Here is a 16,411-nt window from a genome sequence, read left to right as displayed (position 1 = left end):
GTCTCCCGGCGCAGGGCACTCGCGGACGGCGGAAAAGAGGCGCACGGGGTCATGGAGAGCGGACCGGCGATCTTCGCGGGAGTGGTGTTCGCCCTGTTCGGGGCCGCACTGCTGGTGTGGACCGCCACCCGGGTCCGGCGACGCGAGCCGGTCGCCCTCGGTGTGAACCAGGTCGCATCGGCGACCCTCGCGAGCCTCGCCGCGGTGATCGCGCTGGCCCTCGGAACGTACTGCCTGACCCGCGTCTGAAGGGGCCGCACGCCGTGTCCCGGGAGTAAGGGGAGCGTCACGCTCCGGACGGGGGCGGAAGGGCCGCTGAGGACTCCGGGCGGCAGGAAGGGCGGTAGTCGGGTTACCGTTCGAGTGGCCGTTGTGGGCTTTTCCCGTTTGACACGGGGGCGGGATGTACCGTCACACTCCGCAGCGTCACACGAGTGAGCCACACAGCAACGCCGCGACCCCGGGACCAAGGCCTGGGGAGGCCCCAGCGTCGACCGGAGAGAAGAGCGAAGTTGTCCCCGACCAGCGAGACCGCACAGGGCGGCCGCCGACTCGTCATCGTCGAGTCGCCTGCCAAGGCGAAGACGATCAAGGGCTACCTCGGCCCCGGCTACGTCGTCGAAGCGAGCGTCGGGCACATCCGCGACCTCCCCAACGGCGCCGCGGAGGTGCCCGAGAAGTACACCGGCGAGGTCCGCCGCCTCGGCGTGGACGTCGAACACGACTTCGAGCCGATCTATGTCGTCAACGCTGACAAGAAGGCCCAGGTCAAGAAGCTCAAGGACCTGCTGAAGGACTCCGACGAGCTCTTCCTCGCCACCGATGAGGACCGCGAGGGCGAGGCCATCGCGTGGCACCTCCTGGAGGTCCTCAAGCCCAAGGTCCCGGTCAAGCGGATGGTCTTCCACGAGATCACCAAGGACGCGATCCGCGAGGCCGTCGCCAACCCGCGCGACCTCAACCAGCGCATGGTCGACGCCCAGGAGACCCGCCGCATCCTCGACCGCCTCTACGGCTACGAGGTCTCGCCGGTGCTGTGGAAGAAGGTCATGCCGCGCCTGTCGGCGGGCCGCGTCCAGTCGGTCGCCACTCGACTCGTGGTGGAGCGGGAACGCGAGCGCATCGCGTTTCGTTCCGCTGAGTACTGGGACCTGACGGGCACCTTCGCGACCGGCCGCGCGGGGGACGCGTCGGACCCGTCGTCGCTGGTCGCCCGCCTGCAGACCGTCGACGGCAGGCGAGTCGCGCAGGGCCGCGACTTCGACTCCCTGGGACAACTGAAGAGCGCGAACACCCTCCACCTCGACGAGGCGAACGCCCGCGCCCTCGCCGCCGCCCTGGAGAACACCCGCTTCTCCGTGCGGTCCGTCGAGTCCAAGCCGTACCGCCGCTCGCCGTACGCCCCGTTCCGTACGACGACGCTGCAGCAGGAGGCCAGCCGCAAGCTCGGCTTCGGCGCGAAGGCCACCATGCAGGTCGCGCAGAAGCTGTACGAGAACGGCTACATCACGTACATGCGTACGGACTCCACGACGCTGAGCGACACCGCCATCACCGCGGCTCGCGCCCAGGTCACGCAGTTGTACGGCGCCGACTACCTGCCCCAGACGCCGCGCACGTACGCCGGGAAGGTCAAGAACGCCCAGGAGGCGCACGAGGCGATCCGCCCCTCGGGTGATCGTTTCCGCACCCCTGCCGAGACCGGCCTGACCGGCGACCAGTTCAAGCTCTACGAACTGATCTGGAAGCGGACCGTCGCCTCCCAGATGAAGGACGCGACGGGCAACAGCGTGACGGTGAAGATCGGCGGCACCGCCGCCGACGGCCGGGACGTCGAGTTCACCGCCTCCGGCAAGACGATCACCTTCCACGGCTTCCTCAAGGCCTACGTCGAGGGCGCCGACGACCCGAACGCCGAGCTGGACGACCGCGAGCGCCGGCTGCCCCAGGTCGACGAGGGCGACGCGCTGTCCGCCGAGGAGATCACGGTCGACGGGCACGCCACCAAGCCCCCGGCCCGCTACACCGAGGCCTCGCTGGTCAAGGAGCTGGAAGAGCGCGAGATCGGCCGCCCGTCGACGTACGCGTCGATCATCGGCACGATCCTCGACCGCGGCTACGTGTTCAAGAAGGGCACCGCCCTGGTGCCCTCCTTCCTGTCCTTCGCCGTGGTCAACCTCCTGGAGAAGCACTTCGGGCGGCTCGTCGACTACGACTTCACCGCCCGGATGGAGGACGACCTCGACCGCATCGCGCGCGGCGAGGCCCAGGCCGTGCCGTGGCTGAAGCGGTTCTACTTCGGCGAGGGCACGGTCGCGGGCCCCGCGGCCGACGCCGGCAACGGCGACGGCGACCACCTCGGCGGCCTCAAGGAACTGGTGACCGACCTGGGCGCGATCGACGCGCGCGAGGTGTCGTCGTTCCCCGTGGGCAACGACATCGTGCTGCGGGTCGGCCGGTACGGCCCGTACATCGAGCGCGGCGAGAAGGACTCCGAGAACCACCAGCGCGCGGACATCCCGGAGGACCTGGCGCCGGACGAGCTGTCCGTCGAGCTGGCGGAGGAACTGCTCGCCAAGCCGAGCGGCGACTTCGAGCTGGGCACCGATCCGGAGAGCGGTCACCAGATCATCGCCAAGGACGGCCGCTACGGCCCGTACGTCACCGAGGTGCTCCCCGAGGGCACCCCGAAGACCGGCAAGAACGCCGTCAAGCCGCGTACGGCCTCGCTGTTCAAGTCGATGTCCCTGGACACGGTCACGCTGCAGGACGCGCTCAAGCTGATGTCGCTGCCGCGCGTCGTCGGCACCGACGCCGACGGCGTGGAGATCACCGCGCAGAACGGCCGCTACGGTCCGTACCTGAAGAAGGGCACCGACTCGCGCTCGCTGCAGACCGAGGACCAGCTCTTCACCATCACGCTGGAAGAGGCGCAGGCGATCTACGCCCAGCCCAAGCAGCGTGGGCGGGCCGCCGCCAAGCCGCCGCTGAAGGAGCTGGGCGAGGACCCGGTCAGCGGCAAGCCGGTCGTCGTCAAGGACGGCCGCTTCGGGCCGTACGTCACGGACGGGGAGACCAACGCGACCCTGCGCTCCGGCGACAGCGTCGAGACGATCACCCCGGAGCGCGGCTTCGAACTGCTCGCCGAGAAGCGGGCGAAGGCGCCCGCCAAGAAGACGGCGAAGAAGGCGCCCGCGAAGAAGGCCACCCCGGCGAAGAAGACCGCCGCCAAGAAGACGGCCGCGAAGAAGACGACCACGGCCGCGAAGAAGACCACCGCCAAGAAGACCACCGCGAAGAAGGCGACGGCCGCCAAGGCGGAGGACTGAGGGCTCGTCACGCACGAATCCTTCACGGCGGCTTCGCGAAACGAACGCCCCGGCATCACTTTGGTGTCGGGGCGTGCGCACGTTCGGACGGTCGCGGCGGGCTGTCAGCCGCTCCCGATAGGCTGAAAGCATGACGCGAGCCGAGCAGCCTACGGCCCACAACCCGGCCCCCGACGACACCCTGGTGGCGGACTCCCGTGAGCGCGCCGTCCGTGCGCTGCTGCGCCGACCGCAGCTGAGGCGGCTGTGGAGCGCACAGCTCGTGAGCGGTGTCGGTGACACCCTCGCACTCCTCGTGCTGGTCGTCCTCGCCCTCCAGGCGGCGATCGCCGAGGGCTCTTTCGGCGGCGGCTACCGGGGCGTGGCGTTCGCAGTGGCGACCGTCTTCGCGGCGCGCATCCTGGCGACCCTGCTCTTCGGCGCCGTCCTCCTCGGCCCGCTCACCTCCCTGACCTCCCAGGACGGTCCGCTCGACCGCCGCTGGACCATGGTGGGCGCCGACGGACTGCGCGCCGCGCTGCTGATCGTCGCCCCGCTGTGGATCGACTGGACCCCGGCCAACGCGCTGGCGGTCCTGCTGGTCACCGCCTTCGTCATCGGGGTCGCCGAGCGCTTCTGGACCGTGTGCCGGGAGAGCGCCGCCCCGGCCCTGCTGCCCGCCCCGCCCCCGGAGGGCGCGACGGTACGGCCGCTGCCCGACCACATGGACGCCCTGCGCCGGCTGTCGCTGCGCACCAGTTTCGTGGCGGTCCCCCTCGCGGCCGCCGCCCTCGTCGTCGCGGCGCTGATCAACAACCTGCTGGGCGCCGGGATCGACTGGTTCGCCCAGCACCAGGCGGCCCTCGGGTCGTACGTGGCGGCCGGGCTGTTCGCCGCCTCCCTGTCCGTGCTGACCGCCCTGGAACTGCCCGCGACACGCACCCCCCGCGCGCGGTCCCCGCTCGAGGGACTGCGCCGCCCCAAGACGGGCACGGGCGTCGACAAGGGCCGCACGGGCGCGCTGCCGCTGCTCGTCCCCGCCTGCGCCGCCGTCGCCGGAGCGATCTCCGCCGCGGTGGCCGTGGCCGTGCTGGACGCCAAGGACCTGGGCGGCGGCCCGGTGCTGTACGGGCTGCTGGTGCTCGCGCTGACCGGCGGAGTCGTCGTCGGCATCCGTACGGCGCCCGCCGTCCTGCCCGCGCTCTCCCGCCGCCGGCTGCTGGCACTGGCGATCGCCTTCACCGGAGTCGCGCTGCTCGCCGCCGGACTCGTCCCGGACGTCACCAGCGTGCTGCTGATCGCGGCGCTGGCAGGCGTCGGCGCGGGCGTGGCCGCCAACACCGGGCACACGCTCCTCGACCAGGAGACCGAGGAGTACCGCCGCCCGCGCACGACCGAACACCTGCACGCCGTCGTACGGGTCTTCGTGGCGCTCGGCGCGCTGATCGCGCCCCTGGTGGCGGCACTCATCGGCCCGCACCGCCTGGAGAACGGCAAGTTCGTGTTCGCGCACGGCGGCGCGGCCTTCACCCTGATGCTGGTCGGCGCGCTGCTGCTGCCGGTGGCCGCGCTGGTGCTGGCCAAGGTCGACGACCGCTCCGGGGTGCCGCTGCGGCACGACCTGCGGGACGCGCTGCTCGGCGGCGACGACCCCGCGCAGGTGCCCGCGGCGTCCGGCTTCTTCATCGCCCTGGAGGGCGGCGACGGCGCCGGCAAGTCCACCCAGGCCGAGGCCCTCGCGGAGTGGATCCGCGCCAAGGGCCACGAGGTCGTGCTCACCCGCGAACCCGGGGCGACGCCGGTGGGCAAGCGGCTGCGCTCCATCCTGCTGGACGTGTCGTCGGCGGGCCTGTCGCACCGCGCGGAGGCGCTGCTGTACGCCGCCGACCGGGCGGAGCACGTCGACACCGTCGTACGGCCCGCGCTGGAGCGGGGGGCCGTCGTGATCTCCGACCGGTACATCGACTCGTCGGTGGCCTACCAGGGCGCGGGCCGCGATCTGTCCCCGACCGAGATCGCGCGGATCTCGCGGTGGGCGACCAACGGCCTGGTCCCGCACCTGACGGTGCTGCTGGACGTCGCGCCGGAGACCGCCCGGGAGCGCTTCACGGAGGCGCCGGACCGGCTGGAGTCGGAGCCGGCCGAGTTCCACGCGCGCGTGCGCTCCGGTTTCCTCACGCTGGCCTCCGCCGACCCCGGCCGGTACCTGGTCGTGGACGCCGGGCAGGAGCCCGAGGCGGTGACCACGGTCGTCCGGCACCGCCTCGACCAGATGCTGCCGCTGTCCGAGGCAGAGGTGAAGGCCCAGGAGGAGGCGCGGAAGAAGGCCGAGGAGGAGGCCCGCCGCAGGGCCGAGGAGGAGGCCGCCCGCAAGGCCGAGGAGGAGCGCCTGGAGCGCGAGCGCCAGGAGCAGCTCGCCCGGCTGCGTGCCGAGGAGGAGGAGCGCAAGCGGCGCGAGCTGGAGGAGGCGCAGCGGCGCGAGGCCGAGCGGCAGGCGGAGGAGGCCCGGCAGCGGGCCGAGGAGGCGCGCAGGCGTGCCGAGGAGGAGCGGGCCCGGCTCCTCGCCGAGGAGAAGGCCCGCGCCGAGGAGGAGGCCCGGCGCAGGGCCGAGGAGGAGCGGCGGCGCAAGCAGGCCGAGGAGGAGGCCCGGCTGCGCGCCGAGGCCGAGGCGCGGCGCCTGGAGAAGCAGCAGAAGGCCGAGGAGGCGCTGCTGCGGGCCGAGGAGGCCCGCAGGGCGGCCGAGCGGGCCGCGGCCGAGGCGCAGGCCGGGCCGCGTCCGGTGGCGCCCGACGACGCCGCGGTGCCGCCGGAGGCGGTGACCGTGCCCACGCCCGTCGTGACGCCGACGAACGCGTCGGGTGGACCGGTGGAGGAGACGGCCGTACTGCGGCCGGTCAGGGACCGGGGCGCCTCCGGCGGGCCCGGTGCCGGCGCCGACTCCGAGGTGACGGCGGAGCTGCCGCAGCCGCCGGCCGCCGGAGCGGCGGACGAGACGGCCGTGCTGCCGCCGGTGCCTCCGGGCGCCGCGGACGAGACCGCCGTACTGCCCCCGGTGCCTCCGGGGGCCGCCGATGAGACGGCCGTACTGCCTCCGGTGCGGGACGAGGATCCCGCGGGCCGGGTGCCGCCGGGGTTCTTCCGCGACGAGCGGCCGGCGGCGGGGCCCGACGGCTCCGAGGGCCGTACGAGGGAGCTGCCGCAGGTCGGTGAGGACGGGGCGCCGCGACGGCGGACACGGTCCGACTGGGCCGAGGAGACGCCCTTGGACGACCTGCCGACGCTGGCGGACGAACTGCTCGGACCGCGTCAGGACGACGACGAGCCCGACGAGGGCCGGGGACGCAGGCGGGGCCGGGGGCGCTGAGCCCCTCCGCCCGCGGGCCCGCACCCCGTCGTCGTCCCGCGTTTGTCAGTGCCGCCCCGCACAATGGATTCCGCAAGGTGAAACGTGACGAAAGGGCGGCGTGACCCGTGACCGTGTGGGACGACCTCGTCGGGCAGGAGAAGGTGGCCGCGCTGCTCGACGGCGCGGCTCGGGACGCCGACGCCCTCGTCACCGCGGCCGCCGCCGACATGCCCGTGCCGGAGGCGTCGAGGATGACGCACGCCTGGCTGTTCACCGGACCGCCCGGCGCGGGCCGCAACCAGGCGGCGCGGGCCTTCGCCGCCGCGCTGCAGTGCGTGAGCCCCGACCGCGCACTTGGCGGGTCCCCCGGCTGCGGCTTCTGCGACGGCTGCCACACGGCGCTGGTCGGCACCCACGCGGACGTCTCCACGGTCGCCGCGGTCGGTGCCGAGATCCTGGTGAGGGACATGCGGGACACGGTCCGCAAGTCGTTCACCGCGCCGGCGAACGGCCGCTGGCAGATCATCCTCGTCGAGGACGCCGAGCGGCTGAACGAGAAGTCGGCCAACGCCGTCCTCAAGGCCGTGGAGGAGCCCGCCCCGCGCACCGTCTGGCTCCTGTGCGCGCCCTCGATCGAGGACGTCCTGCCCACCATCCGCTCCCGCTGCCGCCACCTCACCCTGCGCACACCCTCGGTCGACGCGGTCGCCGACATGCTCGTACGACGCGAGGGCGTCGAGCCGGGCGTGGCCGCCGCGGCGGCCCGCGCCACCCAGGGCCATGTCGACCGGGCCCGCCGCCTGGCCGTCGACCCGGCCGCCCGCGAGCGCCGTTCCGCCGTGCTGAAGCTGCCGCTGCGCCTCGACGAGGTCGGCGCCTGCCTCAAGGCCGCCCAGGAGCTGGTCGACGCGGCGGCCGAGGACGCCAAGCAGCTCGCCGAGGAGACGGACGGCAAGGAGACCGAGGAGCTGAAGGCGGCCCTCGGCGCGGCCCAGGGCGGGCGGCTGCCGCGGGGTACGGCGGGCGTGATGAAGGACCTGGAGGACATGCAGAAGCGGCGCCGCACACGCACGCAGCGTGACAGCCTGGACGTCGCCCTGGGTGACCTCACCGCCTTCTACCGCGACGTCCTCGCCCTCCAGCTCGGCTCCCGTGTGGCGATCGCCAACGCGGACGCCGAGGACTCACTGGACCGGATCGCCCGGGGCAGCTCACCGGAGTCCACCCTCCGCCGCATCGAGGCGATCGCCGCCTGCCGCGAGGCCCTCGACCGCAATGTGACGCCGCTGCTGGCGGTGGAGGCGATGACGATGGCGCTGAGAGCGGGGTGACCGATCGCACAGAGGATGACGACAGCACCCGTACGGGATGACGACTTCACCCGTACGAGGCATGGCGCACACGTAGGGCATCCGATCCATGACACAACGTTACGCTCGCCTGATGCACCTCAGGCGAATCCTCCGCCCGACCGTCCCGACCGCCCAGATCCCCCGCACCACCAAGAGGGTGGCCGCACCCCTCCTCGTGGCCGCCGCGCTGCTCGTCTCCGGCTGCTCCACGGGCAGCGCGAGGAGCGCGCCCGACGGCACGGCCGAGGCGGCCCTCGCCGCGCTGCCCACTGCCACGCCGTCCGCCCTCGAGCCGTACTACGCGCAGAAGCTGACCTGGCGCGACTGCGGTGTCCCCGGCTTCCAGTGCGCGACCATGAAGGCCCCCCTGGACTACGCCAAACCGGGTTCGGGCGACGTCAAGCTCGCCGTCGCCCGCAAGAAGGCCACCGGCAAGGGCAGACCGCTCGGCTCGCTGCAGGTCAACCCGGGCGGGCCGGGCGGCTCGGCGATCGGCTATCTGCAGCAGTACGCCGGGATCGGCTACCCGGCCGAGGTCCGCGCCCGCTACGACATGGTCGCGATGGATCCGCGCGGCGTCGCCCGCAGCGAGCCCGTCGAGTGCCTCGGCGGACGGCAGATGGACGTGTACACCCAGACGGACGTCACCCCTGACGACCAGAAGGAGACGGACGCGCTGGTCAAGGCGTACAAGAAGTTCGCCGAGGGCTGCGGTGCGCACGAAGCCGGACTGCTCCGGCACGTCTCCACCGTGGAGGCGGCCCGGGACATGGACATCCTGCGGGCCGTGCTCGGCGACCCGAAGCTGAACTACGTGGGGGCGTCGTACGGGACGTTCCTCGGGGCGACGTACGCGGGCCTCTTCCCCAAGCGCGTGGGCCGGATGGTCCTGGACGGCGCGATGGACCCCTCCCTCTCCGCGCGCCGCCTGAACCTGGACCAGACGGCGGGCTTCGAGACGGCCTTCCAGGCCTTCGCGAAGGACTGCGTACGCCAGAGCGACTGCCCGCTCGGCCACCGGGGCACGACGCCCGCCCAGGTCGGCGACAACCTCAAGGCCTTCTTCCGCAAGCTCGACGCCCATCCCATCCCCGCCGGCGACCCGGGCGGCCGCAAGCTCGGCGAGTCCCTCGCCACCACCGGGGTGATCGCCGCGATGTACGACGAGGCGACCTGGCCACAGCTGCGCGAGGCGCTGACCTCGGCCATGAAGAAGAACGACGGCACGGGGCTGCTGGCCCTCTCCGACAGCTACTACGAGCGCGACCCCGACGGCCGCTACACGAACCTGATGGCCGCCAACGCCGCCGTGAACTGCCTGGACCTGCCGGCCTCCTTCGCCGACGCCGACCAGGTGAAGAAGTCCCTCCCCGCCTTCGAGAAGGCGTCCCCGGCCTTCGGCGAGGGCCTGGCCTGGGCCTCCCTGAACTGCGCGTACTGGCCGGTGAAGCCCACCGGCGCACCGCACCGCATCGAGGCCAAGGGTGCCGCCCCGATCGTCGTGGTCGGCACCACCCGGGACCCCGCCACCCCCTACCGCTGGGCCCAGTCCCTCTCCCACCAGCTCGCCTCGGCCCGCCTCCTCACCTACGTCGGCGACGGCCACACCGCCTACGGCCGCGGCAGCACCTGCATCGACTCCGCCATCGACACCTACCTCCTCCACGGCACGCCCCCCGCCCAGGGCAAGCGCTGCACATAACCCCAGCCCACACCCCCACCACACGCCCCGGCGGCCCCCGCCCCGGGGCGTGTACGAAGCACCCCCGGAAACTGTGTAGACTTACCGACGTTGCTGATCGCACCATAGTGCGGACAGCGCGCCGCTTTAGCTCAGATGGCCAGAGCAACGCACTCGTAATGCGTAGGTCTCGGGTTCGAATCCCGAAAGCGGCTCTTTCTAAGCCCAGCCCAGACATTGTCTGAGCTGGGCTTTCTCGTTCAGCGGACGCGGCGGCGGGCGCGGGCCAGATCTCCGGCTCGGGCCGGTACGTGTCACGACCGTGGCGGAGGCTCTGTCTCTGTGTCGGGGCGCCGTGACGAGTCGCGTCGGCGTGCCACCAGAGTGGTACCGGTGACCACCAGGCCGATCGCCACGACCTTCGCGGCCTGGTAGATCAGTGAAGGGTTGGAGCTGGGCCGGCCCAGGAACCCCCAAAGGAGCAGTCCGAGTCCAGAGAGCATCAAGAGGAAGCCGCCGACCGGGCCCAGGCCCGCCCAGCTCTCCGGAGACGCCGCTAACTCGTGCTCCGTGTCAGGTTTTTCACGTTCATCAGCTGTCACGGGTCGCACGTTAACAAACTGTGTCAGACCTTGATGACGTGGACGCCCGGGCCGCACAGCATGAGGAGGTCCTCGGGGTCCGAGGTCAGGACGGTGACCACGATCGAGTCGAGGGCGTACTCGTGGCCGTGGGGTCCGGCTGCGGCGAGGAGATTGCCGGCTCGGCGGGCGATGGCTTCGGTGGGCGGGATGATGTTCACGGGGGAGACGGCGTAGTCGAAGCGGGCCTGGTTTGTCTTGGGGTCACGGGCCTCGACGAGGGTGACCGAGCTGGTGATGACGCGGATGTCCTCGGCCTCGGCGGCAGCCAGCCATTCGGTGAGCCGGGGGTGCGTCGTACCAGTTTGGACAGCCCTTCGCAGTCCGGGACGAGCGTGCCGCTCACGCGGCGTCCACCGGGCCGGCCTTGTCCCCGCGCAGGATGGCCCGCTTGGCGGTTTTGTCACGCGGGCCGTCAAATGATCACGGCAAGCCGAAGCGCCCGTCCGGGGATGTGGACGGGCGCTTCGAGGCGGTGTGGGGGGGGCCGGGTCAGGCCGGGGTGGTCGGGACGGCGCCGGTGAGGGTGACTTCGGCGCCGTTCTGGCGGGTTCCCCAGCCGGTCTTGGCGCAGGTCGCGATGCCGTACCAGCGCAGCCAGCGCAGGACGGTCCAGGCCAGGATGATGGCCGCGGGCATGGCCAGCCAGGTCAGTGCGCGGGAGCGGATGCGTTCGTCGGAGCGGATGATGCTCAGGTAGCGCAGGCCCTGTGCCCAGCCGATGAGGAACGGTACGACCAGCATGCTCCGGGGCGGCAGGTTGCCGTAGGCGAGGGGTTCGACGACGAGCATCCAGACGGTGACCATCTGGGTGAGGACCATCTGGATCCATCGCATGGCGTGCAGCCAGAACGCGGGGCGCGCGGGGCTGAGGTAGCGCATCCGCCAGATGGAGCGGATGGTGGAACCGCGCATCCAGCGCAGGTACATGCGGTTGAAGTGGGACCACTTCTCCGGCATGGCGGTGAAGCAGATCGCCGAGGGCTGCTGGACGGTCAGTCCGCGCTCCTGGGCGTAGAGGGTGAGCATGCTGTCGTCGGAGAAGTTCACGGGCCGGCCCATGAACGTCTCGTTGAGGTATCCGTCGAGGTTGTCGCGGATGATGCCGGCCCGGTAGGCGGCCAGCGGACCGGAGTTGACCATGACGGCACCGACCGCGGACTGGCCGGAGCGGTCGACGAGCTGGCAGACGACGAACCACAGGTCGGTGATGCGCACGAGCCAGTTGGCGCGGTTGTTGGTGGCGATGACGATCCCCGCCACCGACTGCACACGGGCGCGGGAGAACGGGATGAGGGCCTGTTCGAGTGCGGCGGGCGCGAAACAGCTGTCGCTGTCGCAGGTGATGTAGATGTCGGCCTCGGGGCTGACACGTACGGCGTGCGCCTGAGCGTGACGCTTGCCCCCGTTGGGCACGCGCTGCCAGGTGGTGGCGATGCCGGCGTGGTGTGCGGCCTCTTCCCACCAGAGGCGGACCTCGGCGTATTCGGTGTTGGTGGAGCCGTCGTCGACGATGTGGACGGAGTCGGGCCTGCGGGTCTGGCGCAGGAAGGACTCGAGTCCGAGCCGGAGGTAGCCGGGGTCCTCGTTGTAGACGGGCACCAGGATGGCCACGTGCAGGCCGTCGAGCTGCCGGGCGATACGCGAGGTGAGCTGCCGCGGGCGTTCCAGGTGGTACATGAACGTCTGCAGCAGGAAGATCAGGAACAGTGAGGCCCAGACGACGGTCAGCCGGTTCTGGCTGTGGCCGGTGTGCGCGAACGCGCTGAGCGCGTGGTAGCCCGCCCAGGCGGCGGCCGCGAGCATGACGACGATCCCCATCAGGACCGTCGCGGACCGGTGCTGATGGGCCGACAGCACCGGTCCTTCGGTGTGACGTGTGCTCACCGGCGGCGGAAGAAACGATTCTGCACCGCACCGCCCTGACCGGTGGTGCCCTGACCGGCCGTCAGGCCGCGGCGGTAGTTGAAGCGCACCACGAGGATGGCGCCGAGGACCACGGCGACCGCGGCGGCGACCATCCAGCCGCCCAGCGGGTAGGTGATGCCGCCGATGACGATGGCGGGCATACCGGTCTGCGCAAGCTGTCCGTGTCCGGACATGACTCCCCCCAAGGAGATGAGAAACCATCAAGAACAGGCCAGGTGAAGATCCTGTGAGAGATGTGTATAGCACGCAAGTATTTGAAAGTGGTACTTAGTCACGAGAAGATCACGTGGAGACAACCGTGCAGGTAACGGCGTCATGAGTGCCCGTAAGCTCATTTCGTTGGCATGGCCACAGATGGTCGGCAGCCCTTTCGCCATGGCTGCGGCTGCGGCTTTTTTCCGCCACACGCACGCACTTGAGGCGTCCGCCCGCCTGCCCCACGCAGCACCGCCTCCTCACCGCATTGGAGCCCCTTCATGCAGGGCAGCGCCCGCAACATCGCCGTCTTCGGTGCCGGATACATCGGCCTGGTCACCGCCGCCTGCTTCGCGCACCTGGGCCACCGCGTCACCGTCCGCGACATCCAGCCCGAGCGCGTCCGGCTGCTTCAGGCGGGGGACGTACCCATCTACGAACCGGGACTCGGCGATCTGCTCGCCGAGAACAAAGAGCTCCTGACGTACACGCTCGACGCCGCCGAAGCCGTCCGCGACGCCCATGTCGCCTACATCTGCGTCGACACGCCGCCCACCGCCTCCGGTGACGCCGACCTCTCGCGCGTCTGGTCCGTCATCGACAGTCTGCGGGAGGCGACGCACCTGGCCGCGGTCGTCGTGAAGTCCACCGTTCCCGTGGGCACCGGCGCCCGCGTGCGCACCGCGCTGGACGAGGCGGGCCTCGGCCACGTCGGCTACGCCTCCAACCCCGAGTTCACCGCCGAGGGCCGGGCCGTCACGGACTTCCTCCACCCCGACCGCATCGTCATCGGCACTGACGACCCCGCCACCGCGCAGTTGCTGACCGGCCTGCACGCCGGCATCGACGGCCCCGTGCAGACGATGGACGTCGCCTCCGCCGAGATGGTGAAGCTCGCCTCCAACGCCCTGCTCGCCACGAAGATCACCTTCATCAACGAGATCGCCACCGTCTGCGAGGCGACGGGAGCCGATGTCACGCGCGTCGCCGACGCCGTCGGTCTCGACCATCGCCTGGGCCGTCATTTCCTCAACGCGGGCCTCGGCTACGGCGGGTCCTGCTTCCCCAAGGACTCCCGCGCCCTGCGCGCCATGGCCAGCAACTCCGGTTACTCCTTCCAGCTCCTCAACGCCGTCATCGAGATCAACGATCTGCAGCCCCGCCGCGCCGTTCAGCGCCTCAAGACCGAACTCGGCACCCTGCGTGACAAGCGCATCGCCCTGCTCGGTATGACCTTCAAGGCCGGCACCGACGACATGCGCGAGGCGCCCAGCACCGTACTGGCCTCCCGCCTCCTCGCCGAAGGGGCCACCCTCACCTGCTGGGACCCCATGGCCCGGCCGGCCGACACCCAGCCCTGGAACCAGGCCGAACGCCGGCCCACCGTCCCCGAGGCCCTCACCGCCGCCGACGCCGCCGTCATCGTCACCGAGTGGCCCCAACTGCTCGACACCGACTGGGAAGCGGCCCGGGACCTGATGCGCACCCCCGTCCTCTTCGACGGACGCAACCTGCTCGACCCCGCGGCCCTCGCCCGCGTCGGCTACACCTGCATCAGCGTGGGACGCGCCACGTTCCGACCGGTGTCCTGACACGGACACCGCGGACACCGCGGCCTCACGCCCCCGGCACGATCAGCCCCGTCTCATAGGTCACGACCACGGCCTGGGCGCGGTCGCGCAGGCGGAGTTTGGCGAGGATGCGGGCGACGTGAGTCTTCACGGTCGCCTCGCTGAGCTGGAAGCGGGCGGCGAGTTCGGTGTTGCTCAGGCCGGTGCCAAGGGCGTGCAGTACTTCGAGTTCGCGGGGCGTGAGCACCGCCAGGTCGCGGTGGAGGGCGGGGGAGTGGGGACCGCGGGTGACGAAGCGTTCGACGAGGCGTCTGGTGATGGCCGGGGCGAGCAGCGCGTCGCCGGTGCGGGCGAGGCGGACGGCGGCCACGAGGTGTTCGGGGGTGACGTCCTTGAGGAGGAAGCCGCTGGCACCGGCGGTGAGCGCGGCGTAGACGTAGCGGTCGAGGTCGAAGGTGGTCAGCATGATGACGCGGGGCGGCTCGGGCACGGTGCCGGAGAGGATGCGCCGCGTGGCTTCCAGACCGTCGGTGCCGGGCATCCGGATGTCCATCAGGACCAGGTCCGGGCGGGTGCGGTGGACCGCCTCGATCGCCTCGTCCCCGTCGGCGGCCTCGGCCACGACGTCGATCCCGTCCGCCGTCAGGATCATGCCGAAGCCGGTGCGGACCAGTGCCTGGTCGTCGGCGATCACCACGCGCGGCGGTTCGGTCACGAGAGCTCCTGGGCCGGTATCGCGATGGGGATGACCGCGCGGACCCGGAAGCCGCCGGTGGGGTGTGCGCCCGCCTGGAGGGTGCCGCCGTAGACGGCGAGGCGTTCGCGCAGGCCGGTCAGGCCACGCCCGCCGCCGGGACCGGCCGGTGTCGCGGAGGTGCCGCCGGTGTCGGACACCTCGATGCGCACGGCGTCGGGGGAGTGGTCGATGGCGACCCGGACGCGGGCGCCGACGGCGTGCTTGACGGTGTTGGTCAGCGCCTCCTGCACCACGCGGTACGCGGCCAGGTCGGCCCCGGCGGGCAGCGGCGCCGGGGTGCCGGTGACCGTGACCTCGACGGGGACGCCGGTCGCCCGCACGCGGTCGGTGAGGGCGGCCACCTGCCCGAGGCCCGGTTGCGGAGCCAGGTCGGTTTCCGAGGCCTGGCCCGGGGCGGTGTCCCCGGCCTGCCCGGGCGAGTCGGTGGCGGCCATGGTGAGCAGGCCCATGACATGGCGCAGTTCGGCCATCGCGGTGCGCCCGCCGGCCTCGACGGCGAGAAGTGACTCGCGGGCCCGGTCGGGCGCGGTGTCCATCACCTTGCGGGCCGCGCCCGCCTGGATGACCATCACGCTCACATTGTGGGTGACGACGTCGTGCAACTCCCTGGCGATACGGGAGCGTTCGCGGTCGACCGCCAGCCGGGTGGCGGTCTCCTGCTCCTCCCGCAGGAGGCGTAGACGCTGATTCCAGGTGTGCATGGCGTTGGCCCCGAACCCGACTCCGAGCAGCGCGAGGAACGGCAGCAGACCGGGTGTGAGCGCCGGGAAGGTGTCGTCGTGGAAGGCGGCGAGCAGGCCGGCGCCGGCCACCAGGCTGGCGAGGGTGCCCGCCCGGTGGGGGCTGTAGACCGCGGCGCTGTAGGCGGCGACCACACAGGAGAGGAACGGGTACACGGTCGCGTCGCCGCCGCCCAGGCGCCGGTCGAACGCCAGGCTCATGCCGGTCACCGCCCAGAACGCGGCCAGCGGGTACCGCCTCCGCAGCACCAGGGGCAACGCCGTCAGGGCCGCCAGGACCAGTTGCCCGGGCGGGACGGCTCCGAGATCGAGACCTCGCACACCGCTCACCGGCGCACTCGGAGCACCGGGTGCGGCCCCCGGCACCGGTACCTCCGGCGGCTCCGGCAGCGTCGGCCCCGTCTCCGCCCCCCGCCCCACCGCCGACGGAACCGGGAACCCGCCGCTGCCCCCGCGATAGGCGCTGCCCACCGTGCAGACGGCGAGTACGACGGCGAGGACCGCGTCGGCCGTCCACATCCCCCGGGACGGGCGCGGCAGCGGACCCCGGTGCGCGATCGGACTCCACCGTGCCAGCCAACTCCACTGCGCCCGCGAACCCCACCGCCCCAGCGGCCCCCGGCGCAGCACCGCGGCGACCCCCGACCGCCACTGCTCCACGATCCCCGCCCCCACAGCCCCGCTCATGCGCCCAGTCTGGCAATCCCCCGGACCGGCCCACATCCCTCCCGCTGCGGACGAGCGCGGAAGAGTGCTACATCCCGCGCCTACATCGCAGGGATGACGTGCCCGCCGGGTCATCCGGGAACGGCAGCCGGTTTCGCCGTCGCGGCCGACGACTCCGTCACCGCCCGCGCCCTACCTTCGGGCCGTTCCGCCAACCACCCACTC

10 protein-coding genes, 1 tRNA gene and 1 pseudogene are annotated in these 16,411 nt (G+C 71.9%); 7 read left to right on the top strand and 5 right to left on the bottom strand.

Annotated features, from left to right (window positions below):
• Positions 1 to 51 precede the first annotated feature (51 nt).
• From ACZ7L0_RS35445 to ACZ7L0_RS35420, 6 genes are all read left to right on the top strand, one after another.
• Positions 52 to 249, top strand: coding sequence for a hypothetical protein (locus ACZ7L0_RS35445; RefSeq protein WP_471246661.1), 198 nt, complete (start codon positions 52 to 54; stop codon positions 247 to 249).
• Positions 250 to 512: 263 nt separating this feature from the next.
• Complete coding sequence (topA, locus tag ACZ7L0_RS35440) at positions 513 to 3,329, top strand: type I DNA topoisomerase (protein ID WP_471246660.1); 2,817 nt, start codon at positions 513 to 515, stop codon at positions 3,327 to 3,329.
• A 130-nt stretch (positions 3,330 to 3,459) separates the two neighbouring features.
• Positions 3,460 to 6,672: a dTMP kinase gene (gene tmk, locus ACZ7L0_RS35435; protein WP_471246659.1), complete on the top strand. Its 3,213-nt coding sequence runs from the start codon at positions 3,460 to 3,462 to the stop codon at positions 6,670 to 6,672.
• A gap of 107 nt (positions 6,673 to 6,779) precedes the next feature.
• Positions 6,780 to 7,985: a DNA polymerase III subunit delta' gene (locus ACZ7L0_RS35430; RefSeq protein WP_471246658.1), complete on the top strand. Its 1,206-nt coding sequence runs from the start codon at positions 6,780 to 6,782 to the stop codon at positions 7,983 to 7,985.
• Positions 7,986 to 8,097: 112 nt separating this feature from the next.
• The gene (locus tag ACZ7L0_RS35425) at positions 8,098 to 9,708 is read left to right on the top strand and encodes an alpha/beta hydrolase (protein ID WP_471246657.1); all 1,611 of its coding nucleotides are present in this window, start codon (positions 8,098 to 8,100) and stop codon (positions 9,706 to 9,708) included.
• A gap of 120 nt (positions 9,709 to 9,828) precedes the next feature.
• Positions 9,829 to 9,902, top strand: a tRNA-Thr gene (locus ACZ7L0_RS35420).
• Between the two features lie 410 nt (positions 9,903 to 10,312).
• Here the strand turns inward: ACZ7L0_RS35420 and ACZ7L0_RS35415 are convergent.
• From ACZ7L0_RS35415 to ACZ7L0_RS35405, 3 genes and pseudogenes are all read right to left on the bottom strand, one after another.
• Positions 10,313 to 10,674, bottom strand: a pseudogene (locus ACZ7L0_RS35415) (type II toxin-antitoxin system VapC family toxin).
• 146 nt (positions 10,675 to 10,820) lie between these two features.
• Entirely contained in the window at positions 10,821 to 12,215 is a 1,395-nt protein-coding gene (locus ACZ7L0_RS35410; protein ID WP_471246656.1) for a glycosyltransferase, read from the bottom strand.
• Positions 12,212 to 12,430 carry a hypothetical protein gene (locus ACZ7L0_RS35405; RefSeq protein ID WP_471246655.1) on the bottom strand — a complete coding sequence of 73 codons (219 nt, stop codon included), beginning with the start codon at positions 12,428 to 12,430 and terminating at the stop codon, positions 12,212 to 12,214. The genes ACZ7L0_RS35410 and ACZ7L0_RS35405 overlap by 4 nt, the downstream gene beginning before the upstream one ends.
• 303 nt (positions 12,431 to 12,733) lie before the next feature.
• On the opposite strand from ACZ7L0_RS35405, the gene ACZ7L0_RS35400 reads away from it, so the two are divergent.
• Positions 12,734 to 14,044 carry a UDP-glucose dehydrogenase family protein gene (locus tag ACZ7L0_RS35400; RefSeq protein ID WP_471246654.1) on the top strand — a complete coding sequence of 437 codons (1,311 nt, stop codon included), beginning with the start codon at positions 12,734 to 12,736 and terminating at the stop codon, positions 14,042 to 14,044.
• A 25-nt stretch (positions 14,045 to 14,069) separates the two neighbouring features.
• Here ACZ7L0_RS35400 and ACZ7L0_RS35395 read toward each other — a convergent pair whose 3' ends face one another.
• Together ACZ7L0_RS35395 and ACZ7L0_RS35390 are read right to left on the bottom strand one after the other, a co-directional pair.
• Positions 14,070 to 14,738 carry a response regulator gene (locus ACZ7L0_RS35395; RefSeq protein WP_471246653.1) on the bottom strand — a complete coding sequence of 223 codons (669 nt, stop codon included), beginning with the start codon at positions 14,736 to 14,738 and terminating at the stop codon, positions 14,070 to 14,072.
• Positions 14,735 to 16,207 (bottom strand): sensor histidine kinase, encoded by a 1,473-nt coding sequence (locus ACZ7L0_RS35390; RefSeq protein ID WP_471246652.1) that lies wholly within the window; start codon positions 16,205 to 16,207, stop codon positions 14,735 to 14,737. Before ACZ7L0_RS35390 ends, ACZ7L0_RS35395 begins: the two co-directional genes overlap by 4 nt.
• Positions 16,208 to 16,411: the final 204 nt, after the last annotated feature.

It is taken from the genome of Streptomyces sp. NPDC039424 (genome assembly GCF_055639495.1).
This window is presented reverse-complemented; position numbering and strand designations above follow the sequence as displayed.